Source organism: Candidatus Lokiarchaeum ossiferum (assembly GCA_025839675.1).
GTDB lineage: Archaea > Asgardarchaeota > Lokiarchaeia > Sigyniarchaeales > Promethearchaeaceae > Lokiarchaeum > Lokiarchaeum ossiferum.
This window is the reverse complement of record CP104013.1, coordinates 4322010-4339875: the sequence shown is the minus strand read 5'-3', so window position 1 is coordinate 4339875 and position 17866 is coordinate 4322010. Positions and strand designations below refer to the sequence as shown.

Annotated in this window: 14 protein-coding genes; 6 read left to right on the top strand and 8 right to left on the bottom strand. The window is 34.9% G+C overall.

What is annotated here, in order from left to right; all coding sequences use genetic code 11:
* Positions 1-279 precede the first annotated feature (279 nt).
* The gene (locus NEF87_RS18560; RefSeq protein ID WP_371802964.1) at positions 280-1005 is read left to right on the top strand and encodes a hypothetical protein; all 726 of its coding nucleotides are present in this window, start codon (positions 280-282) and stop codon (positions 1003-1005) included.
* A 109-nt stretch (positions 1006-1114) separates the two neighbouring features.
* On the opposite strand, the gene NEF87_RS18555 is transcribed toward NEF87_RS18560, so the two are convergent.
* Both NEF87_RS18555 and NEF87_RS18550 read right to left on the bottom strand, forming a co-directional pair.
* On the bottom strand, positions 1115-1735 hold the full coding sequence (locus NEF87_RS18555; protein WP_457916992.1) for a winged helix-turn-helix transcriptional regulator: 621 nt from the start codon (positions 1733-1735) through the stop codon (positions 1115-1117).
* Positions 1736-2345: 610 nt separating this feature from the next.
* Entirely contained in the window at positions 2346-3368 is a 1023-nt protein-coding gene (locus tag NEF87_RS18550) for a CPBP family glutamic-type intramembrane protease (RefSeq protein WP_457916991.1), read from the bottom strand.
* Between the two features lie 414 nt (positions 3369-3782).
* Here NEF87_RS18550 and NEF87_RS18545 point away from each other — a divergent pair, with 414 nt between their 5' ends.
* Complete coding sequence (locus NEF87_RS18545) at positions 3783-4199, top strand: hypothetical protein (protein WP_371802953.1); 417 nt, start codon at positions 3783-3785, stop codon at positions 4197-4199.
* Between the two features lie 113 nt (positions 4200-4312).
* Positions 4313-5782: a right-handed parallel beta-helix repeat-containing protein gene (locus tag NEF87_RS18540; RefSeq protein WP_457916990.1), complete on the top strand. Its 1470-nt coding sequence runs from the start codon at positions 4313-4315 to the stop codon at positions 5780-5782.
* 191 nt (positions 5783-5973) lie between these two features.
* Here NEF87_RS18540 and NEF87_RS18535 read toward each other — a convergent pair whose 3' ends face one another.
* From NEF87_RS18535 to ahcY, 4 genes are all read right to left on the bottom strand, one after another.
* Complete coding sequence (locus tag NEF87_RS18535; protein WP_457916989.1) at positions 5974-7749, bottom strand: hypothetical protein; 1776 nt, start codon at positions 7747-7749, stop codon at positions 5974-5976.
* Between the two features lie 215 nt (positions 7750-7964).
* Complete coding sequence (locus tag NEF87_RS18530) at positions 7965-9482, bottom strand: IS110 family RNA-guided transposase (RefSeq protein WP_457916988.1); 1518 nt, start codon at positions 9480-9482, stop codon at positions 7965-7967.
* Positions 9483-9722: 240 nt separating this feature from the next.
* Complete coding sequence (locus tag NEF87_RS18525; RefSeq protein WP_457916722.1) at positions 9723-9962, bottom strand: hypothetical protein; 240 nt, start codon at positions 9960-9962, stop codon at positions 9723-9725.
* 300 nt (positions 9963-10262) lie between these two features.
* Entirely contained in the window at positions 10263-11570 is a 1308-nt protein-coding gene (ahcY, locus tag NEF87_RS18520; RefSeq protein WP_371806861.1) for an adenosylhomocysteinase, read from the bottom strand.
* Between the two features lie 200 nt (positions 11571-11770).
* Between ahcY and NEF87_RS18515 the strand changes: the two genes are divergently transcribed.
* Positions 11771-12784 carry an Lrp/AsnC ligand binding domain-containing protein gene (locus NEF87_RS18515; RefSeq protein WP_457916987.1) on the top strand — a complete coding sequence of 338 codons (1014 nt, stop codon included), beginning with the start codon at positions 11771-11773 and terminating at the stop codon, positions 12782-12784.
* 486 nt (positions 12785-13270) lie between these two features.
* Positions 13271-15364: a PCI domain-containing protein gene (locus NEF87_RS18510; protein ID WP_457916986.1), complete on the top strand. Its 2094-nt coding sequence runs from the start codon at positions 13271-13273 to the stop codon at positions 15362-15364.
* Between the two features lie 35 nt (positions 15365-15399).
* Here NEF87_RS18510 and NEF87_RS18505 read toward each other — a convergent pair whose 3' ends face one another.
* Both NEF87_RS18505 and NEF87_RS18500 read right to left on the bottom strand, forming a co-directional pair.
* Complete coding sequence (locus NEF87_RS18505; protein ID WP_457916985.1) at positions 15400-16143, bottom strand: hypothetical protein; 744 nt, start codon at positions 16141-16143, stop codon at positions 15400-15402.
* Positions 16144-16175: 32 nt separating this feature from the next.
* The gene (locus NEF87_RS18500) at positions 16176-16949 is read right to left on the bottom strand and encodes an Ntn hydrolase family protein (protein WP_371802948.1); all 774 of its coding nucleotides are present in this window, start codon (positions 16947-16949) and stop codon (positions 16176-16178) included.
* Between the two features lie 164 nt (positions 16950-17113).
* Here NEF87_RS18500 and NEF87_RS18495 point away from each other — a divergent pair, with 164 nt between their 5' ends.
* Positions 17114-17830 carry a GAF domain-containing protein gene (locus tag NEF87_RS18495; RefSeq protein ID WP_457916984.1) on the top strand — a complete coding sequence of 239 codons (717 nt, stop codon included), beginning with the start codon at positions 17114-17116 and terminating at the stop codon, positions 17828-17830.
* Positions 17831-17866: the final 36 nt, after the last annotated feature.

Here is a 17866-nt window from a genome sequence, read left to right as displayed (position 1 = left end):
ATAATCGAAGAGTAAACCTATCCAGCTATGAAAGTACAGATTTGATCCAGTAAAAAGGATACAAAAATAAGCGCCAATCCACTCGCCATCATGACAATAGTTTCTAGATATTTGTTTGGAACCAAGGATGATTTCAAGGAAAGTTCGTCGACCACCCCAGAAGAATGGATAAAGACTATGGTTTTATCATAAGAATTCAGATAAACGAGAATTTAATATAATTAAATAGTTGAAAAACAAACTATCTATTAATGTTATTAACTAATGGTGATTAAGAGAATGGCAGTTTCAATAGTAACAATTTTAAATGGCGGGAGTGCACTTGCCCTTGTATTAATTGGGGGCATTTTTGCAACTATTTACTTCAAAATGTATTTTGAAGAAAAGAGAAAACTGCTCCCCCTTGTAGGTTTTGCGGCTTTTAGTATGGGAACTTTTTATTTAGGTCCCGCGATTTCGTTTATTTCTCTAATGTTTAATGGAGAGAATCTTGATCCAGAACTTTATTTCAAATTTTCCTATGTGTTCATACCGATCGCAACAGTAGTTGTGTTGTACCTTGGATTTAGTGTATTTCAACCTAAATATCGCATACCTATTACCATTTTGTATTCGATTTTATGTATTGATTATTGGGTTGCCATGTTTTTTTATACAGACATGATGTTTTCTGCGGAGGTCCCCCTTCCCGGACAATTATTAGACATTAATTTGGAACATATAATAAAATATCAGACAGCTTTCTATATTTTAAGCTTGATCTTTGTCATCAGTGGGGGCTTCTTTTGGATGAGAAGAAAATTGGTATCTCAAAATAGTGAAGCAAAAGAAATCAAAAAAATCACTCAACTCGCTTTTGGGTGGGCTTTTTTTGGTTTAGGAGCAATTATGGATTCTATTCTCCCAACTGATTTATTAAAATATGTGATCTTTGCTCGGATAATTATGGGAGCAGGATACATCTTAATTTTTCTTGGATTTATGCCTTCAAAGAAAGAAGCATGAATTTTTTTTTTATTCTTGAACAGTCTCTGATATTTTGCCGTTCTCTACTAATTTAAAGTGAATCGAAAATAGAAAGAAAAGGGAAGAAAAAAGAAGTGCCAAAAAAGGTTTAACGTCGAACCAAATTGTCAGTAATAAGGCGTGCATTGTCGCTTAAAGTGTAGAATTTTTGTCTACCTTCTTTTTGGGATTCGATTATCCCAAAGGATTGCAACCGTTGTGTGTGGAAGGTTATCGCCTGAGGAGATACTTGTGCAACATTCGAAAGAGCTTGGTGACTCGCAACATTCTCTTTAACTAAGTGTTGAATGAGCACTTGAGGCGTCTTTCTCCGTAGAGAAGTAATGATTGTTTCACGAAGAGATTCCATTTTGGGATCCCTATCATCTGGTGAAACCATTCGGTTTTTCTCGCCATTAGTGGCAAAAAAACATTTATATCTTCCATCGCGTATGGCACGGATTAATCCGTGCTTTTCCAATACACTGACATGATATTGGACAACACCCATCTTTTTGTCGAGCAACCGACAGATTTTACGGAAATGTAATCCTTCATTTTCCCGAATCAGCTCAAATATCGCAGAGCGTGTTCCTTGCTCGAGTACATCTTCTTTCTTAAATTCTCGACCGTATCGTCGTCGAGTCCCGCTATAGCTTGCCATGCAAGTCGAAGCGAGAAAAAGAAGTGCTTGTCTTTTAATTTTTGTATTTTCCGGCATTTTACTCATATTCCGCCTTGTGTTCCCAAGGGAACGTTTTTCAACCAACAACAACTCAATTGTTTTTCAAAAAGTTAATAAGAATTTTGAAAAATAATAATAACAATTGAATGTCTTAGACCAATTCTTTGTGCTTTATAAAATTTTTTGAAAAATTAACAAAGGGGGAAAAAAAATCACAAACATGGGGAAGTTTGGAGCACAAAATTTAAAAGGGAAAAATAAAAGGTTCTAATTTTCAGCGATTTCCGAACGTATAGCAAAACTGAAATCCAAAAAAGATTTTGAGATCAATTTTTCTCCACAATCGGACCAACTTCAAAAAAGTTGAAAAATATCTCATTTAAATAGAAATTACATCATACCATCAGAATTGGAGAAGATTGAGGTTTATTTGGATTTAATGACATTTTTAATTCAAGCAAAAATATTCGTAATGATATATTTCGATTGACTCCAAAAAATATAAAAAATACAAGAATCGGTTATCAAAAAAAAAAGATAAATTAAATCAATGCTCTTTTATCTTCCGTTGAATCACCACAATGGGGGCAAAATGCAGCCAAACTGAATTAAAAGATTTTAAAATAATTCCAATATGGATAATATAGGAAAAATACTATCCCCCGAAACACATGGCCCACACAAAATCTATTGAAGTATGGAGAAGCATACTCGAAAAAAGCCCTGATTTCTGCCAACACCAACCAAATCCAACCCCAGCAACAGTAGCAAGACCAATGTAGATCCACACAAAATCCGTCGTAGTATTGTTCCAATGGGACACTCCAAAAATAAAGGAGGAGATCAATATAACTACCGTGATCTGAAGAGTTTCAAATTTCTTAACATTATCTCGAGAAAATTTCATGAGTTGGTGCTGAATGACTCCCCGAGCAATGAGTTCTTCGGGAAGGGCAATGGTAAACCAAATCCCTAAAAAGGTGACAATTAACATCCCTACACCATCCCACATCGGAGCCCAAACAATGAAGCCCGTCAATAACCCAATTGGAAGGATCACTACTCCAACACAGAGTAAAATAGTAAGGGGCAATATAAACTTCCTTGATTGAATTTCCCAATTAAAAAAACCTGGAAAATCATCATATTGATTAGAGATAATGACTAAAATGAGGGCAGAAACCCATAAAGAATTAAAAATATAACCAATATCATTAAACCCATTTAGAAGGATATTTGTATTCCGATTATCAAAGCCAATTGCCAAGATAATAACACCACATATGAAAAATAGTGGACGAATGCGATCAAGTTTCATGAAAAGCGTCGGTAGAGTCATAATAACAACGGGAACGACATACCAAAGAGCGAAGGTTCCCCAAAGCAGCCTTGAATATTGGAAAAAATATTCAATAAAAACCCAATTACTCAAGGGAAAAATCAATAAGAATGCCAAAAAAGGATAATATAACCACTTTTGCCCCAATTTTTCAACAATGGGTCCATTAATCATAGGACATAATAAAATAAGGATAGTTGAAACCATAATAAACAATAATATGAATAAAAAGACATTCTGAAGAAAGGATTCTTGTTCAGAGAGAAATAAGACAATAAGGGGAGTCGCAAGCGAAAAAAGAAGAATGCCCAGCCATGAAAGAATTTTTTTGGTTTGCATTAATTATCTTCTCGATGGTAGCATATAAATAGCTTTTGAAGGTTTACCCGCTGAAAGCAAACAAAATATTCCTTTTTTCCATTTTTTATTTAGGTTTAATAGGTAAAATCCAATATTGTATATTGTTTGGAAAAAGACATGTTTTTAGGATGAAAAAATTTTATTTACTTGGCTCAATTTTATAAATTGATATTCAGAACTTAGAGAGATATTTCAATCTTTCGTGATATAATTAGTACATCCGCCCCACCAAATGTTGAAAAATGAGTATCATTTGTAGAGGAACTATAACTTAGGTGACATATACTGACTGTTTATGAAACATCCATATTATTCCAAGGAGAAACGATTCTCACCAACATTTTCTATACTTCATCCAGCAAGAAAATTTTAGGAGAAAAGACGAGAACTGCATTGCTTTCGGCAATTATGGGATTATCGGAAAATGCTTTTAATGATTCCATTGAGAATTTTGCCGTGGGAGAGTTTCAAATTACCATGATTACTCACGAGATCGAAAAACCTGGAACAGAAGAATTACTTCCGATTCGAATGTATTCCATCGCGGAAAAGGACACCAATAAAGAAAAGGTTAAAGAAGTAATGAATGAAGCCTTACTCCAATTTTTAAATCGTTTTTCTCGCTTTGATATTTTTCAAATGAATAAAGAGCTGTTTAAGGAATTTTTAGACAGATTTGACAAAATTTTTAAAGGATTGATTGAAACACCTGAAGAATCCATGCTTAAACAAGCTAAAGCAGCAAAAGCATTTGAACGACGGGCCAGAGATAGCGGACCTTCACATAATCTTACAAGAAATAAATACTAATTTTTTATCACCAATTCTATTACAAAAAGCGAGATTAAACTTGAAATCTATCCAAGCTTCTATTATTTCTTAGAAAAGCGAAGATTTTAATCTTTACGAAAAAAAATAATCATATGAACGAAACATTGAAAATGAGAACAGTTTTCTCAGTGGTTTTTATATTTATTTTCACTTCTTCTTTGGGATGGCAAACGAATAATTCTTTGCATAGTGCAAATACGATGATCTCTCAAGGCGATAATGCTCAATTAATCCCCGGGATAGCGGCCTCGGAAATTCATGATTCGATTTCATTAACAAATAATTCCCAACTCGAAAGTCAAGCAATAGCAGAGGAATGGCCAGGAAATGGAACCGCTGATAATCCATACATTATTGAAAACTATATCATTTCGGGACCAACTTCTGCAATACATTTGGTGAACATTGATAAATACGTGGTAGTTCGTAATGTACTATTGCAATCCACTGCAGTCTACAGTGGTCAAGGATTCCAACTTGTTAAGTGCGAAAATATTAAAATCGAAAATAGTGAATTTAAATATTGGGGGCAGAGTGTCCTAATTTCTGATAGCCGGAAATGTGAGTTAGAAGATAATTTAATTATTGATGGCATGTACGGTGTCCAAGTAGATGATAGTAGATTCTTATCAATACAAGGAAATTCCTTTGAAAAATTACAAATGATTATGCAATTTACGAATGTATCTGAATCTGATATATCAAGAAATATTGTTAGTGATCCCTCTTCAGCTCCAATATTTCTCATGGTGGATTCCAAAGAAATCACCATTTTCGAAAATACTATACAAAATTCAGAATCAGGCATAGCTATAATATTATCGCTATGTCAAGATTTTGAAATATCATACAATTACATTGAAAATTTTTCCCAAGCAATAGGGCTCTATGGATCATCAAACAACATATTGACAAAAAACACATTCAAAAATTGTGATATTGCAATTCTTTTGCAAGATTCCACTTCAAATATCATTTATTGGAATAACTTCATTGAAATTGTCTCCAAACCTACAATTAATCCAGATTCAGTTACGAATTTATGGTCCTACGAAAAAATTGGAAATTATTGGAGTGATAAGCCAGCAAATCAATCAACTTATTTAGTTTGGGAGCTGGAACCAATTCAAATCTTCGACGAGTATCCATTTAACCGTCCTATTGACATTACATTCCCCTCAATAATTGCACAACCCTCATCGATTCAATATAGAAAACTTTTAGATGACGCCCCACAATTGAACTGGACAGTTACGGATGAAAATCCAGCAATTTTGGAGATAAATTTAAATGGTTCATTATATAATACCACCACTTGGACGAACTCACCTATGGAGATGATTTTACCAAATTTAGATGTGGGAAATTATACCATGGACTTCACATTCTATGATATTGATAATAATACTGTCAGTTTTCAAGTAAAAATTGAAGTCACATCATCATTAGTATCCAATGTCGCGGATTTTGCCATTGAAAATAAATGGTATTTAATTGGAGGCGGTGGTGGACTTTTGGTGATAACAATCGTTGGAATTGTACTGAAAACCAAAAAGAAGTAAATTTTTTTTATTTTATTTTAATGTCAATTATCATATAAATTTACTCTCTAAACCAGTGGACTTCAATCATGATACAATAATTTCAAATCGGTCAACTTTTTGGATAGTAGATCAGGTTTGTGACTATAGGGTTAATTAAATTACCAATTTAGGATTTGAAAAGGAAATATGAAAAATTCATTTTTTCAAGATCAAATCTTTTTCTTGCCATTCCGTCCCCAATCTTCAAATTTTTCAACTAAATCATCAATTTCTTCCTGTATATCAAAATTAAATTTGACTCTTTTATACTTGGAATCATATTTAATATCTAGCAATTTATAAGATATTATTCTAGGTATGTTTAATTCTAATACGGATTCCGAACATCCAGTTTCGTCAACTAATTCTAAAATATGTGCATGATTAAATTCTATACTTAATTTTTGGATCGCTACTTGGAGTTTGATGGCAATTTCTATTACTTTAATTTCATTTTTGATATCCAATCTAAAAACTCGAACAACATTGGGATAATTCTCAGCAAATTCCTTGAAATTTTTTAATAAATTAGGGAGATCTTCATTGTACGTTTTATTTAGAACTTGAAAATGATCAGTCAAAAGAGAATTTAATGCGGAAAATTGCAATTGCATCAATTTACATGGAATTGCCAGAATTGCATCAATAAGATGCATATTTTCGGATGAACTAATTCCTTCAAGACCTATCATATGGGTAAGTGGTTCAGCAAACCATCCATTAGTAATTATTGGTTTGCCTAGGTTTTCGTGGAAATGCTTATAAAAAAGATGACAGAATTTTACTCGTTGAATCAAAGGTTCGTGAGACCTGTTGGATATTCTATATAGGAGTTTGGCTATTGTTTCAGAGATTTTTTCATTATATTTATGGAAATCATAAAAAGATACCGAAATACCTTTTTTTGTGGTAAACCATTTCGAATATTCTCTTTTTTTTTTACAAGTGCATTTTATGATGCTAAGTTTTTCGATTAGTATAGATTGAATATCTTTCAAAGTTCCTAAATTCTCTTGAGAGGTCAAATAGTTCAAATCTGAAAGAACTTCATGCAACATTTCAATATTTTGATTTGATTTTATTGTTTTTATTCGAATATGAATCATTTCATTTTTTCTTAAGAGCCCTATTATTAAAATTAAAGATAATCCAAGTAATATCCAATAAATACCTAAATCCTGGAATATCTCTAAATCAAAAGTCAAATCCGAATTACCTCTATTTATAATACAAAGAGTTTTTCCGATATCATTTTCATCCAAAGAATGTTTTCCATTACCTGAAATTTTTTGTAATTCATCAAAATTGGAGATGTTATATTGAGCACGATTAATAATAAGTTCTACTTTGATATTTCCCGATTCCCTTCCATCTTGTGATGAATAACGGGGAGCCTTTAGTTCAAGAGTATGTTCAGCAGAAGAACTTATTGGAATTGTGACGTTATCTACTTGTAAAAAAAAACCACCAATTATGCTACCAGTTTTTGTTTGTGAAGGTTGTGAGCTACGTGCCCTATCAGATGATAATTTATATTCAAGAGAAGAATGTCCAGTTATAAAATCTAAAATAATATTACTCCCAGCAGGACAATAGAAGCGGATCGTTTGAGATCTTTCACTTGTGACTTGATATGTAGTTTTAGTTGAAGAAAAATTGGATAAGGATAATTGAGAAGGATCTATAAAAACTGCATTTAATTGTGAAGAAGATGTTATTGAAAAAGCATTATCATGAGGTAATATCGGATACAAGTAAAGATCTCCTGGTTCAAGTTTATCCGAATATGAGCCAGTTCGATTTTGATTGGGTACTATGACGTTTAAACAGGAGATTATACCACTTAGAAGGGCAAGAATTAGTATAATATTTACTAAATAAAAAAATTGCATTTTTCGGGTTTTTTGAGAAATTTTTGAAGGATTTTGTTTTAATGGTATGGTCATAAATGCTCTTGTCTCAATGTTATAAGTTAATTTTAACATCGTAAATATTGCATTTAACTTTAAGTATTTTTTCAAACATATCGATCATTTTCAAGTTTCAGGTCATTATTGTATACTAACTTCTAATAAAAATATTAAAAAAAACCTTAGCCAGGGGGCATGAAGCCCCCATTATGGACTAAGGTCTATATTTTTTTAACCTTTACACGTTTTACTCACTTCGTATCCTTATCATTCAGATCCTTTTTATTCACCTTGTCAATCATCTGTGTAAAGCCCCGTGTCAATAGAAAACGACTTTTCGAATTGAGGTGTTCATGATGGTTTACAAAGAACCGTCCTATATCCTTTCGCAATGCACGCACTTGTGCGGATTGCAGTAAAGTGCCTGTTCGTGCTTTCCGTCGCAGTAGTTTTTGCATCTTTTGTTGAGTTTGCTCATAGTGAGGGTCATACTGAATGTTTTTCACTAGGATGTTGTACACGATTCGACTTAATTTAAAAGCCACCTTCATGCATGCCTTTTTGAACGGCAACTTACGTGAATGGTACTGTTTAGTAGCAAATTCATCAAGATCTGTTCCAGAAGCTTTTCCGTTAATTATTAAATTTGCAATCTGGACCAATGATCTCCGAAGGTGGGCATTTGTGTATCTATTCACATGTCCCTTATTAATGCTACTTCCACTTTCTTTTATCTCTGGAACAACGCCACAAAACTTTGCGAATGCTCGCCAATCTCTGAAACGACGAAAATCTCCAACTTCAGTTAAAATTTGCAGGGCCGATACGGGACCCATGCATGGAATTGTAAGTAATGCTTGATAATTGGTTGTGAATTCGGCATCCGAGAGAATAAATTGCTCTGTCTGCAACAAGTATTGGGCAGCATGGCGTTCTACTTCGAGAAATTGCTGCAATAATTGTGCTAAATTAAATGTACTCTCCCGTGTCAGAGAAACGGATGCAAAAGGTGCAAAATCATCGCTATGCTTTTGCAATATCAAGATCGGCATTCCCTCTTCAATCATGTGCAAAAGAAGGGCTTGGAATGCATTTTGGAAGACCCCTCCATGGTGGATCCAATAGTCAAGGATTTGTAAGGACCATTCCTTGCCCAAATCGAATTTGTACATGAAGTGAATGCTGCAAAGCACACGGTGGATCCGGTTTTTAAAGCGAGTTGAATCTTGTCGGCTTCGAGTGTAACTCCGAAGACAATCCCGGAGATGAAAGAATTGAGGATCGCCAACGTAGCTGGGGCGGAGTAATTTATCATAAAAAGATAGCTCTGCCATACGTTGAGCATCTGCTTTGTCATGTTTGTTTCCCAAATCTGTTAAACGACGATGGACTAAAAGGGGGTTCATTGCGATAATTTTCTCTTTTTCTTGTGGGAAGGCTCGTTCTAGCGCATGATACACTGGGCGATGATAGATCCCTGTGCATTCCATTAGATAGTGGGAAATTGGACGGTACTTTTTCAGAAAGTTCATCATTTCTTGAAGACCTGTTGGGACATTGCGGAAGGAATGCTGTTTTACCACAATAATTTCATTTTGTGCCGTTTGGGCACAGATACAGACAACAACTGTGTCTCGATGCACATCCATTCCAACTCCAAAGCGAATTATCTGTTCTATAAAAGTTGAATTCGAAGAGAGGTGCAGAGATCCACGGGATTTACACTTTTTTTTGTGTAACCTAAAAGTTTTTGAGGGATTTTGACTCATGCTAGATCACCGAATTCAGCGTCTACTGAATTCGTGTATTAAGGCATGTTGTTGTAGCAACGTGCCTTATTTCTTCTTTTATCCCCAATTATGATGAGAATTAAAGGATTTTCTATCGGTGACACAGTTCTGCCACTCCTTATGATGGTTCTGCCTGTTGCGGTCTGTTCCCGCCTTTTTCACCAAAGTGAAAAAAATCCCAAAAGGAACTGCACCATGTGCTGTAAGGCGTGACAATATTTAATTGAATAGCCAATTCAAAATCTTGGATGCAAATGATTGATCTACTTCAACATTCCATCCATTATATTGATTAACTAAAGTCCATGAAAGATGATTGACCTCAACACTTCCTGATCCACCTCGAAGGGAATCAAGGAGCATTACGCACAGAGATGACAAACTTTTTTTTGATATGAGCGGTGATAGGATCACAAAAATTAACAATTGTTCTCCAGAACCTTCAGGATTGGCAGACATGAGATGTCAACCGTAATTAGATTTTTGTCGGCAACATATATAAGTTTTCATCTTAAGCAGACAGTAGAAACATCCTTGGGGGATGGATGTCTATGCATGCCTTTGATCCTAACAATTCCTTTTGTATTTTCCACGAAAGATTAATTTTATGGCAAAAGAAAAGGGAAAAATCAAATCGTAAAATAACAATCTCAATTTAAACGCGTTGTAGGAGTGAGGAAAAAAGGTTAAAAAAATAAACAATTAAATTAAGGGAATTGAGAAAATGCTTCAGGAGAGAAAAAAAAAAAATTAAAAATATTAATACCGGTAGTGTTCCGGTTTGTAAGGACCTTCAACTTTCACTCCAATATAATCCGCTTGTTCTTGGGTTAATTTGGAAAGATGAACACCTAATTTTGCGAGATGTAGCCGAGCCACTTCTTCATCCAGGTACTTAGGGAGCATATAAACACCAACCTCATGTTTCTCTGTGAAAAGGGCAATTTGGGCTAGGACCTGATTTGAAAAGGATGCGCTCATAACGAATGATGGATGACCATTGGCACACCCTAAATTGACTAAGCGACCTTCCGCAAGTAATACAATGGAATGACCATCAGGGAAGAAATATTGATCAACTTGTGGTTTGATTTCGGCTTTCTTAATTCCTGGATAAGCATTTAACCCAGCAACATCAATTTCACAATCAAAATGACCGATATTACACACAATCGAAGTATCCTTCATTTTAGCCATGTGCTCAGCCATAATGATTCCTTTATTACCAGTAGTGGTGACGAAAATATCCGCGATTGGGGCTGCTTCTTCCATTGTGACAACTTCTAATCCAGCCATTGCGGCTTGTAAAGCACAAATGGGATCGATCTCAGTAACGATAACACGCGCGCCAAATCCAAGCATAGATTGTGTACAACCTTTGCCAACATCACCATAACCTGCGACACATACAATTTTCCCAGCAACCATCCGATCAGTCGCACGTTTAATCCCATCAACTAGGGATTCACGACAACCATAAAGATTATCAAATTTGCTTTTAGTTACAGAATCATTAACATTAAAGGCAGGAATTTTTAATTCCCCTTCTTCCATCATTTGGTAGAGACGGTGAACACCGGTGGTAGTTTCTTCCGATACACCTTTAATTTCATCTAAGAGTTCAGGACGGCGATAATGAACCCAAAGAGTAACATCGCCTCCATCATCGAGCAACAAATTAGGACCGCCTTCTTCAAATAATAATGCTTGATTGGTACACCACCAATATTCTTCCTCAGATTCCCCCTTCCATGCAAAAACCGGAACACCTGCAGCAGCTATTGCGGCAGCAGCATGATTTTGAGTTGAAAATATGTTGCAACTCGCCCATCGCACTTTGGCACCTAAAGCAACTAAAGTTTCAATTAAAACTGCAGTTTGTTTAGTCATATGAAGAGAGCCCGTAATTCGAGCACCCTTTAATGGCTTTGATTCACCGTATTTTTCTCGTAATGCCATCAAACCCGGCATTTCTTTTTCTGCTATGGAGATTTCTCTTCGTCCCCAATCCGCAAGACCGATATCTTCTACCTTATAGGGTAATTTGTGATCGGGTTCCCACGCCATTTTAATTCCAGACATATCAAACATAATAATTCATTCCATGAATAGATTGAATAATTAACAAGAAAGAGTAATGAGGAAAATAAAAAAGTTAGCATTTCTTACAGAAAACGAAATTTAAAGTAATTATTGTTATAGAAATAAATGAAAATCCATCAATTTCTACATTATCTTTTTTAAGCATAAAAGCTTAGTTTTAGATGATGGTTGATAAAGCGCATCGTTTAACATTATTAGAAGAACTATATCGCAATTCCCGGGTTCGAGCAAGCCATTTGACGGAAAAACTTCACCTTTCTCGTCAAACCATTTCAAAAATAAGAACAAATCTCTGGGAAAAACATATAATTGATCGTCCGACATTTATTATTAATCCACTCGTTTTAAATCTCCAATATTTCTTCATGGAAATTAAAACAAATCCGAGTGAACCCAAAATATTAGAACAGATCAAAAAAAACGATGAACTGGCATCCATTGATGGTGTATTAGGCGAATATTCTCTTATAGCCAAATTTGAAGTGCAAACCAAGAAAAATTTCGCTGAAATTTTATCCCAAATTGATGAAAATATTTCAGAAAGCTTATTTTCATCCTATCGCATCATTGAATGCATTGATATCTTCAAAGTGGGGGGATTTGTTTTAGAACGTTCCCACCCCACTAAAAAATTGGACGATCATGAAAAAAAATGGCGCTTACTTCAATTATTACAAAAAAATTTTAATATTAAACGATGGCCTGATCGCCCAAATGAAATTTTTTTCACAGAATCAGAACAACAATTATTGGATAAAATCAATCTTTCCCGAGAATTCAATCGATTCCAAGTAGATAATATTATCCAAGATTTTACGATTTCTCTAAATAATGAAAAATTACGAGCCTTGATTTCTGGAGGTGAACGGATCTATAAAGAACCGGACTTTTCCACCAAATTTTATCTCCAAATTCAACCAGAACAAATGAGTCAGTATACGATGTTAGCAAATAGACTGGTAAAAGAGCCTAACATTATTGATCTCTACCGAACTGGTAATGAAGCAGGTTTACTTGCCATTGTAAGGACTAGAGGGCTTAAAGGGTTGAATAATTTTTTAAAACATCTGTATGAGAAGTATCCGATCATGAATACTCATACAACAGTGGTAGTAGAAGAAATTAAACCAGCGATTTACCCACCAACTATGAAAATAGCCAATGAAATTTGCAAATAGAAGCTTATTTTTAAATTTTCAACTTCATTTTGGTGCACAAACATTGATATGCTTTGTCCATAGAAAAATTGTCCGCATATATTTTGGCCTCCCCAAAACATAAAGAACATAAAAAAATAAAATAAATAGGAGAAAGAATCCTTATAGTTAATAAGGAATAGAAGCATTCATCTTCGGAGGCTACCCACAATCGCAACATGTAAATATTGTTCATCCACAGATACAGATTATAATTGCCCCAATTGCGGCGAGAGTTTTTGTTTTAACCACACAGGCTCCACGGACAGTTATATTTGTAAAAAACATCCTCAAATTAAATTAAATCGCATTCAAGCAAGCATTCGGAAAAATAGATGCCATATATTAGAAAAAAGTAAATGTCCTACGTGTGGAGATTTACTTGAATATACTACTTTACCTTCAGGTCAACTCTATCTTCAGTGTACTAAATGTTCTTGGAATTCTCGAACAAATTCCCCCATCATAATGGGCACTTCAGAAAAATATATTGAGCGAGAAGCGGAAAAATACGGTTTAGCTCGCCACCCCGATAAATGCAATGAAAAATTGCGACGAAGTAAAGGTAGAGAGTTTTGTTTAAATTGCTTCACCAATGATTTGAAAGAAGCAATAGAAACAAACTTTCGGACATTACAATTGCGTTATGGTCTTAATAATGTAGAAATTGAGATAACCATTGAAGAGTTACTTAAACGCAACCAAATCAAGGGATTTTTAGATTCAAAAAAACAAATCTTCATCTTTCTTACTACAGAAATGGAAGCTCGTTTGGTAAGCGATCTCCAATCTCAAGGATTTGTAGACTTAGATCAACTCCAGCAGAATATGAGTGCCAGTACGGCCACTACTACCCGAATTATGATCGAATTGATCCGGAAAAATAAGCTTCGTGGGACATTTAACCATAAAAAAACACGATATTATTTGGAACAAGGACTAACTCAATTAATTCTGCAAGAGATCAAGACCCACGGAAAGGTTGTACATTATGATCTGGCTCAGAAATTCGAAATTCCAGAAGGAAATGTTAAAAACTATATCATGAACATGATGCGCAATAAAATTATTGTCGCCTTTTTTGCTGATGGAGGAAAAATTACCCTTTCCGAACAAGAATTGGAGAGTGAAATTGAAAACTTCTGTCTTAAAAATGGAATTTTCATGATTAATGCTTTAGCGACCCATTTACAAATTGCACCTGAATTAGCAAGAAGAGCCCTATTTAAATTGATCCAAAAAGGAACTATCCGCGGTATTTTCACCCAAAATCACGAATTTCTTACAGAAGAAAAACTAAGTGAAAAAATCAAAGCCATTGCCCGTGCTTATAGAACAATATCCATTGGTGATTTGGCGAAAAAACTGGCAATTACCGAACAACGTGTTGAAGAGGGGTTAGCCACTTTAATTTCTCGAGGATCTATTAATGGTTATATTGATATGGCCAAACGACAATTTGTAGCTGATGGGAAACAACCGGTGACATCCTTCAGTTCTCATGCACCTCATACATCAACAAACGCTTCAGCAACTCCCCAAATGCCTTCCAAAATTGGAGAGGTTGAAGTAGTCCGTCAATATGATTTTGTTGGGGGGCAACTTCATTTCAAAGTGGTAGTACGCAACAAATCTAATATGGCAATTCATGATATAAAAGTTATATTAGATGTGCCCAGCTCCTATCGAAGGGCGAGAGAACTTATCACAATCCCTGTTATTGATCCGGGCAACACCCATGGAGTGGATTTCTATTTAGAACCTGCGGAATGTGGGATCTCTACAATTGGAGGCACAGTTATCTACAAGGATGCCATGGGAAAAATAAACACCATGAATGTCAATCCCAAAGATGTCCAAATCAAATGCCCTCTTTTAATTAAAAGCTTGGACACCATTGAAGATTGTCAAAAAGCCATCCAATCACTACCTAGTGATGCTCGAGCATTTCTCATTGCAGATCTACCTCCACAAATGGCCTATAGTGCCGCTCATCGAGCCGTAGGTCAATTTGACGTTACAAATGTGGCATCCTATGAAGATGATAAATCGGGAAACTATGAAGCCGAAGCATGGTTTAGCAGTGAAGCTAAAGTTACAGGGGGAAGAGTTATTACCCGAATATATATCAACGGATCAAGTTCAACATTGGAAATTCGTGTTTGGTGCAATGAAGCAGGTCAATTGACGGGATTGCTGGCGAAAATGATTGAATTATTATTTGTAGAAATCAATATGATGCGAAAAATCAAAAGTGAAGAACGTAATAAAACAATGGATGTTATGGCCATCACCCGTAATTTAATGGAAATATCGAACATTTGCTTGCTCCGATATCGGGCTTCAAGTGCCAAAATCAAATTGGAAGATACTTATTCACGGTTAACTCGCATCACCAGTGATGATGATCAATCCGTTGCCAAAATTTATGAATGGGTAAAGAAATTAGAAGAAGATGTCTATGAAGATGAAGAAGCAATGTTAAGCGATGAAGATGCGGATTCACTGGATATTGATATTCAATCCATTCAACAAGCATTACATGCCCAACTAAGTGTTTAGTCTTTCTTTTTTAATTTATTTTTGCTTTTTTATTGTTACTCAACTTTATCAAGAAGCCAATCAAAGATGCCATTAATCAATTTCTGATTTGCACCCGCTAAATACCCATTATGAGCATTTCTCGTAAATAACGAAGAGGAACTTAGAGAAATCACTTTTCCTTTATGAAACTCATTTGCAACCATTAATGATTCTTGCCGAATGGGAGTTTTTTGTTTATTTTGATAAAAATGCGCTTGTGTTTTTTCAGGAGCAAGAATTAGAGGTACAACATCAAGATCTTCCCCAAGGGAAAAAAACGTTGATTTTCCAAAAACCAGATAATCTTTTGTTGAAAAATTAGTAAAAATGGGGTGAGACGGAAATTGAGAGATTTTAATATTCCATTTCTTTGTTCGATAAATCTGGGGATCAGTATGAAATAACACTGCATAATGATATTGAATTATTCCAGTTAAATTATAAAAAACCCGTAAGGAACCAAGTTCATGAGAAAAATTATAATCGCCACGTGCTCCAGAAGTCAGAAATAGATTTCCCCCTTCAGCAACATACTGTTTTAATGTTTTTAATTCATCGGGAGTAAATAATAATCGATCTTCGGAAACGGGTTTTGGATTGCCCATAAAAATCATATCATATTGTTGCAAAAATTCCAGACTGGTTAAATCATCGGTGGGGCGAGTAAACGAAAATAAAAGATCTTGATTTACAAAAATTTCATCCGGTAAGGAGGCCAATTGTTCGTTATGGCTGAGATCAATCAGGATCTGATACATGGGGAATCCCTAAAAAGGTGAAAAGAAAAAAATTATTTAGATTTCGTCGTTTTTTTTTTGGAAACTTTTTTTTTCTTATTTTCAATTTTATTGTCACGGATGTCAATATCAGTGATTTCGTATCTTTTTTCAATAGGGGCTTGGCCTTTTTGGAGTGCAATAATATCAATTCCATTCCCAGAAGCAATATCTCGAATAATTGCAGAACGTACCGCTCTGGCAGCTAAAATCATTCCGTCTTCAGCAGATAAATCTTCTTTCCAATCTGTTTCAAGGACTCCTATCGCAAAAGGACTTCCACTTCCAACAGACGCATATTTTTCTTCTAATAAGGAACCATACCCTCCTAAATTATAGATGGCCCCACCTTCTTTGTCGGTATACCCTCCGAGAAGATGACCAACTTGGAAATAACCTTTATTATTATAGAGTATATTTTGAAGTAATTTGGCGGTTTGTCCCACTCCAATATCATGATCGTTTCGTAGCTTGTAAATTTCTGTTTCAGCCTTCAACAAATCAATTAAATATTGGGCATCGGCGACAGACCCTGCAATCGTAATATACATATGAGGTTGAATCATATGGAGTTTCTTTGCATTTTTATTGGCGACATACATCCCCATGGTGGCGCGATTGTCCGTAGCTAATACGACACCGTCTTTTATTAATAAAGCGACAGTAGTTGTCCCCGTTTTCATCTTTGGTAAAGCTTTTAGTTGTTCTACTTTGAAATCATCAGCACTTTCTGGCGTTATCTTCAGAATGTTCATATCAATGTTCGTTTGGTTCGGTAGTTGGTCCATGGTATCACGCTTTAAATAACTTTATAGTTATTCTTGTTATAATTCACAATAACTTAAATTTTTGCGTTAAAAACTAAACATTTTTTCAAAAGAAATGAACAAAATATTTGTCCTCGATCCATCATGCTTTAAGCCAACTAAAAACTTGTATTTTTGAGATCATAATGGAACAATCACGTTTAAACGAAGTTGAATCCTTAATGAGAGCATCCAAGGCAGTACTCGAATTTGATAATTTTCAGGATTCAGCAAGGAAAATATTTGATGAAGCATGCTATTTAACGGAAGCGACTTCTGGATATATTGCTCTATTGTCAAAAGATGGAAAACTTAATGATGTCTTGTTTTTAGAATCAGGTGGTATAAAATGTACTGTGGATCCTTCTTTACCAATGCCAATTAGAGGATTACGGGAAGAATGCTATCAAAAACAGAAAGCCGTGTATAACAATTCCTTTATGTCATCCAGATTTGCAAAATTGATGCCGCCGGGCCATATGCCTTTAAACAATATCTTATTTGCACCTCTTATTATTAAAAAAAAATCGGTAGGTGTGATGGGATTGGCTAATAAAAAAGATCCCTTTAATGATCATGATGCAAAATTGGCAGAAGGATTCTGTGAATTTGCGGCAATGGCTTTGGTAAATAGTCGAAATCTTGACAATATTCGAGAAAATATTAATAAATTAGAAAAATCACTGAAAGAAATAAAGACATTAAAAGGATTCATCCCAATTTGCAGCCATTGTAAAAATGTCCGCGATGATGAAGGTTTTTGGCTTCAAGTGGAAGAATATGTATCACGGAATTCTGACCTATTGTTTTCCCATTCACTATGTCCTAAATGTTTGAAAGAACATTATCAAATTGAAGAATAATGGGGACATTGTTTTCTCATATTTTTCGGGATTTTT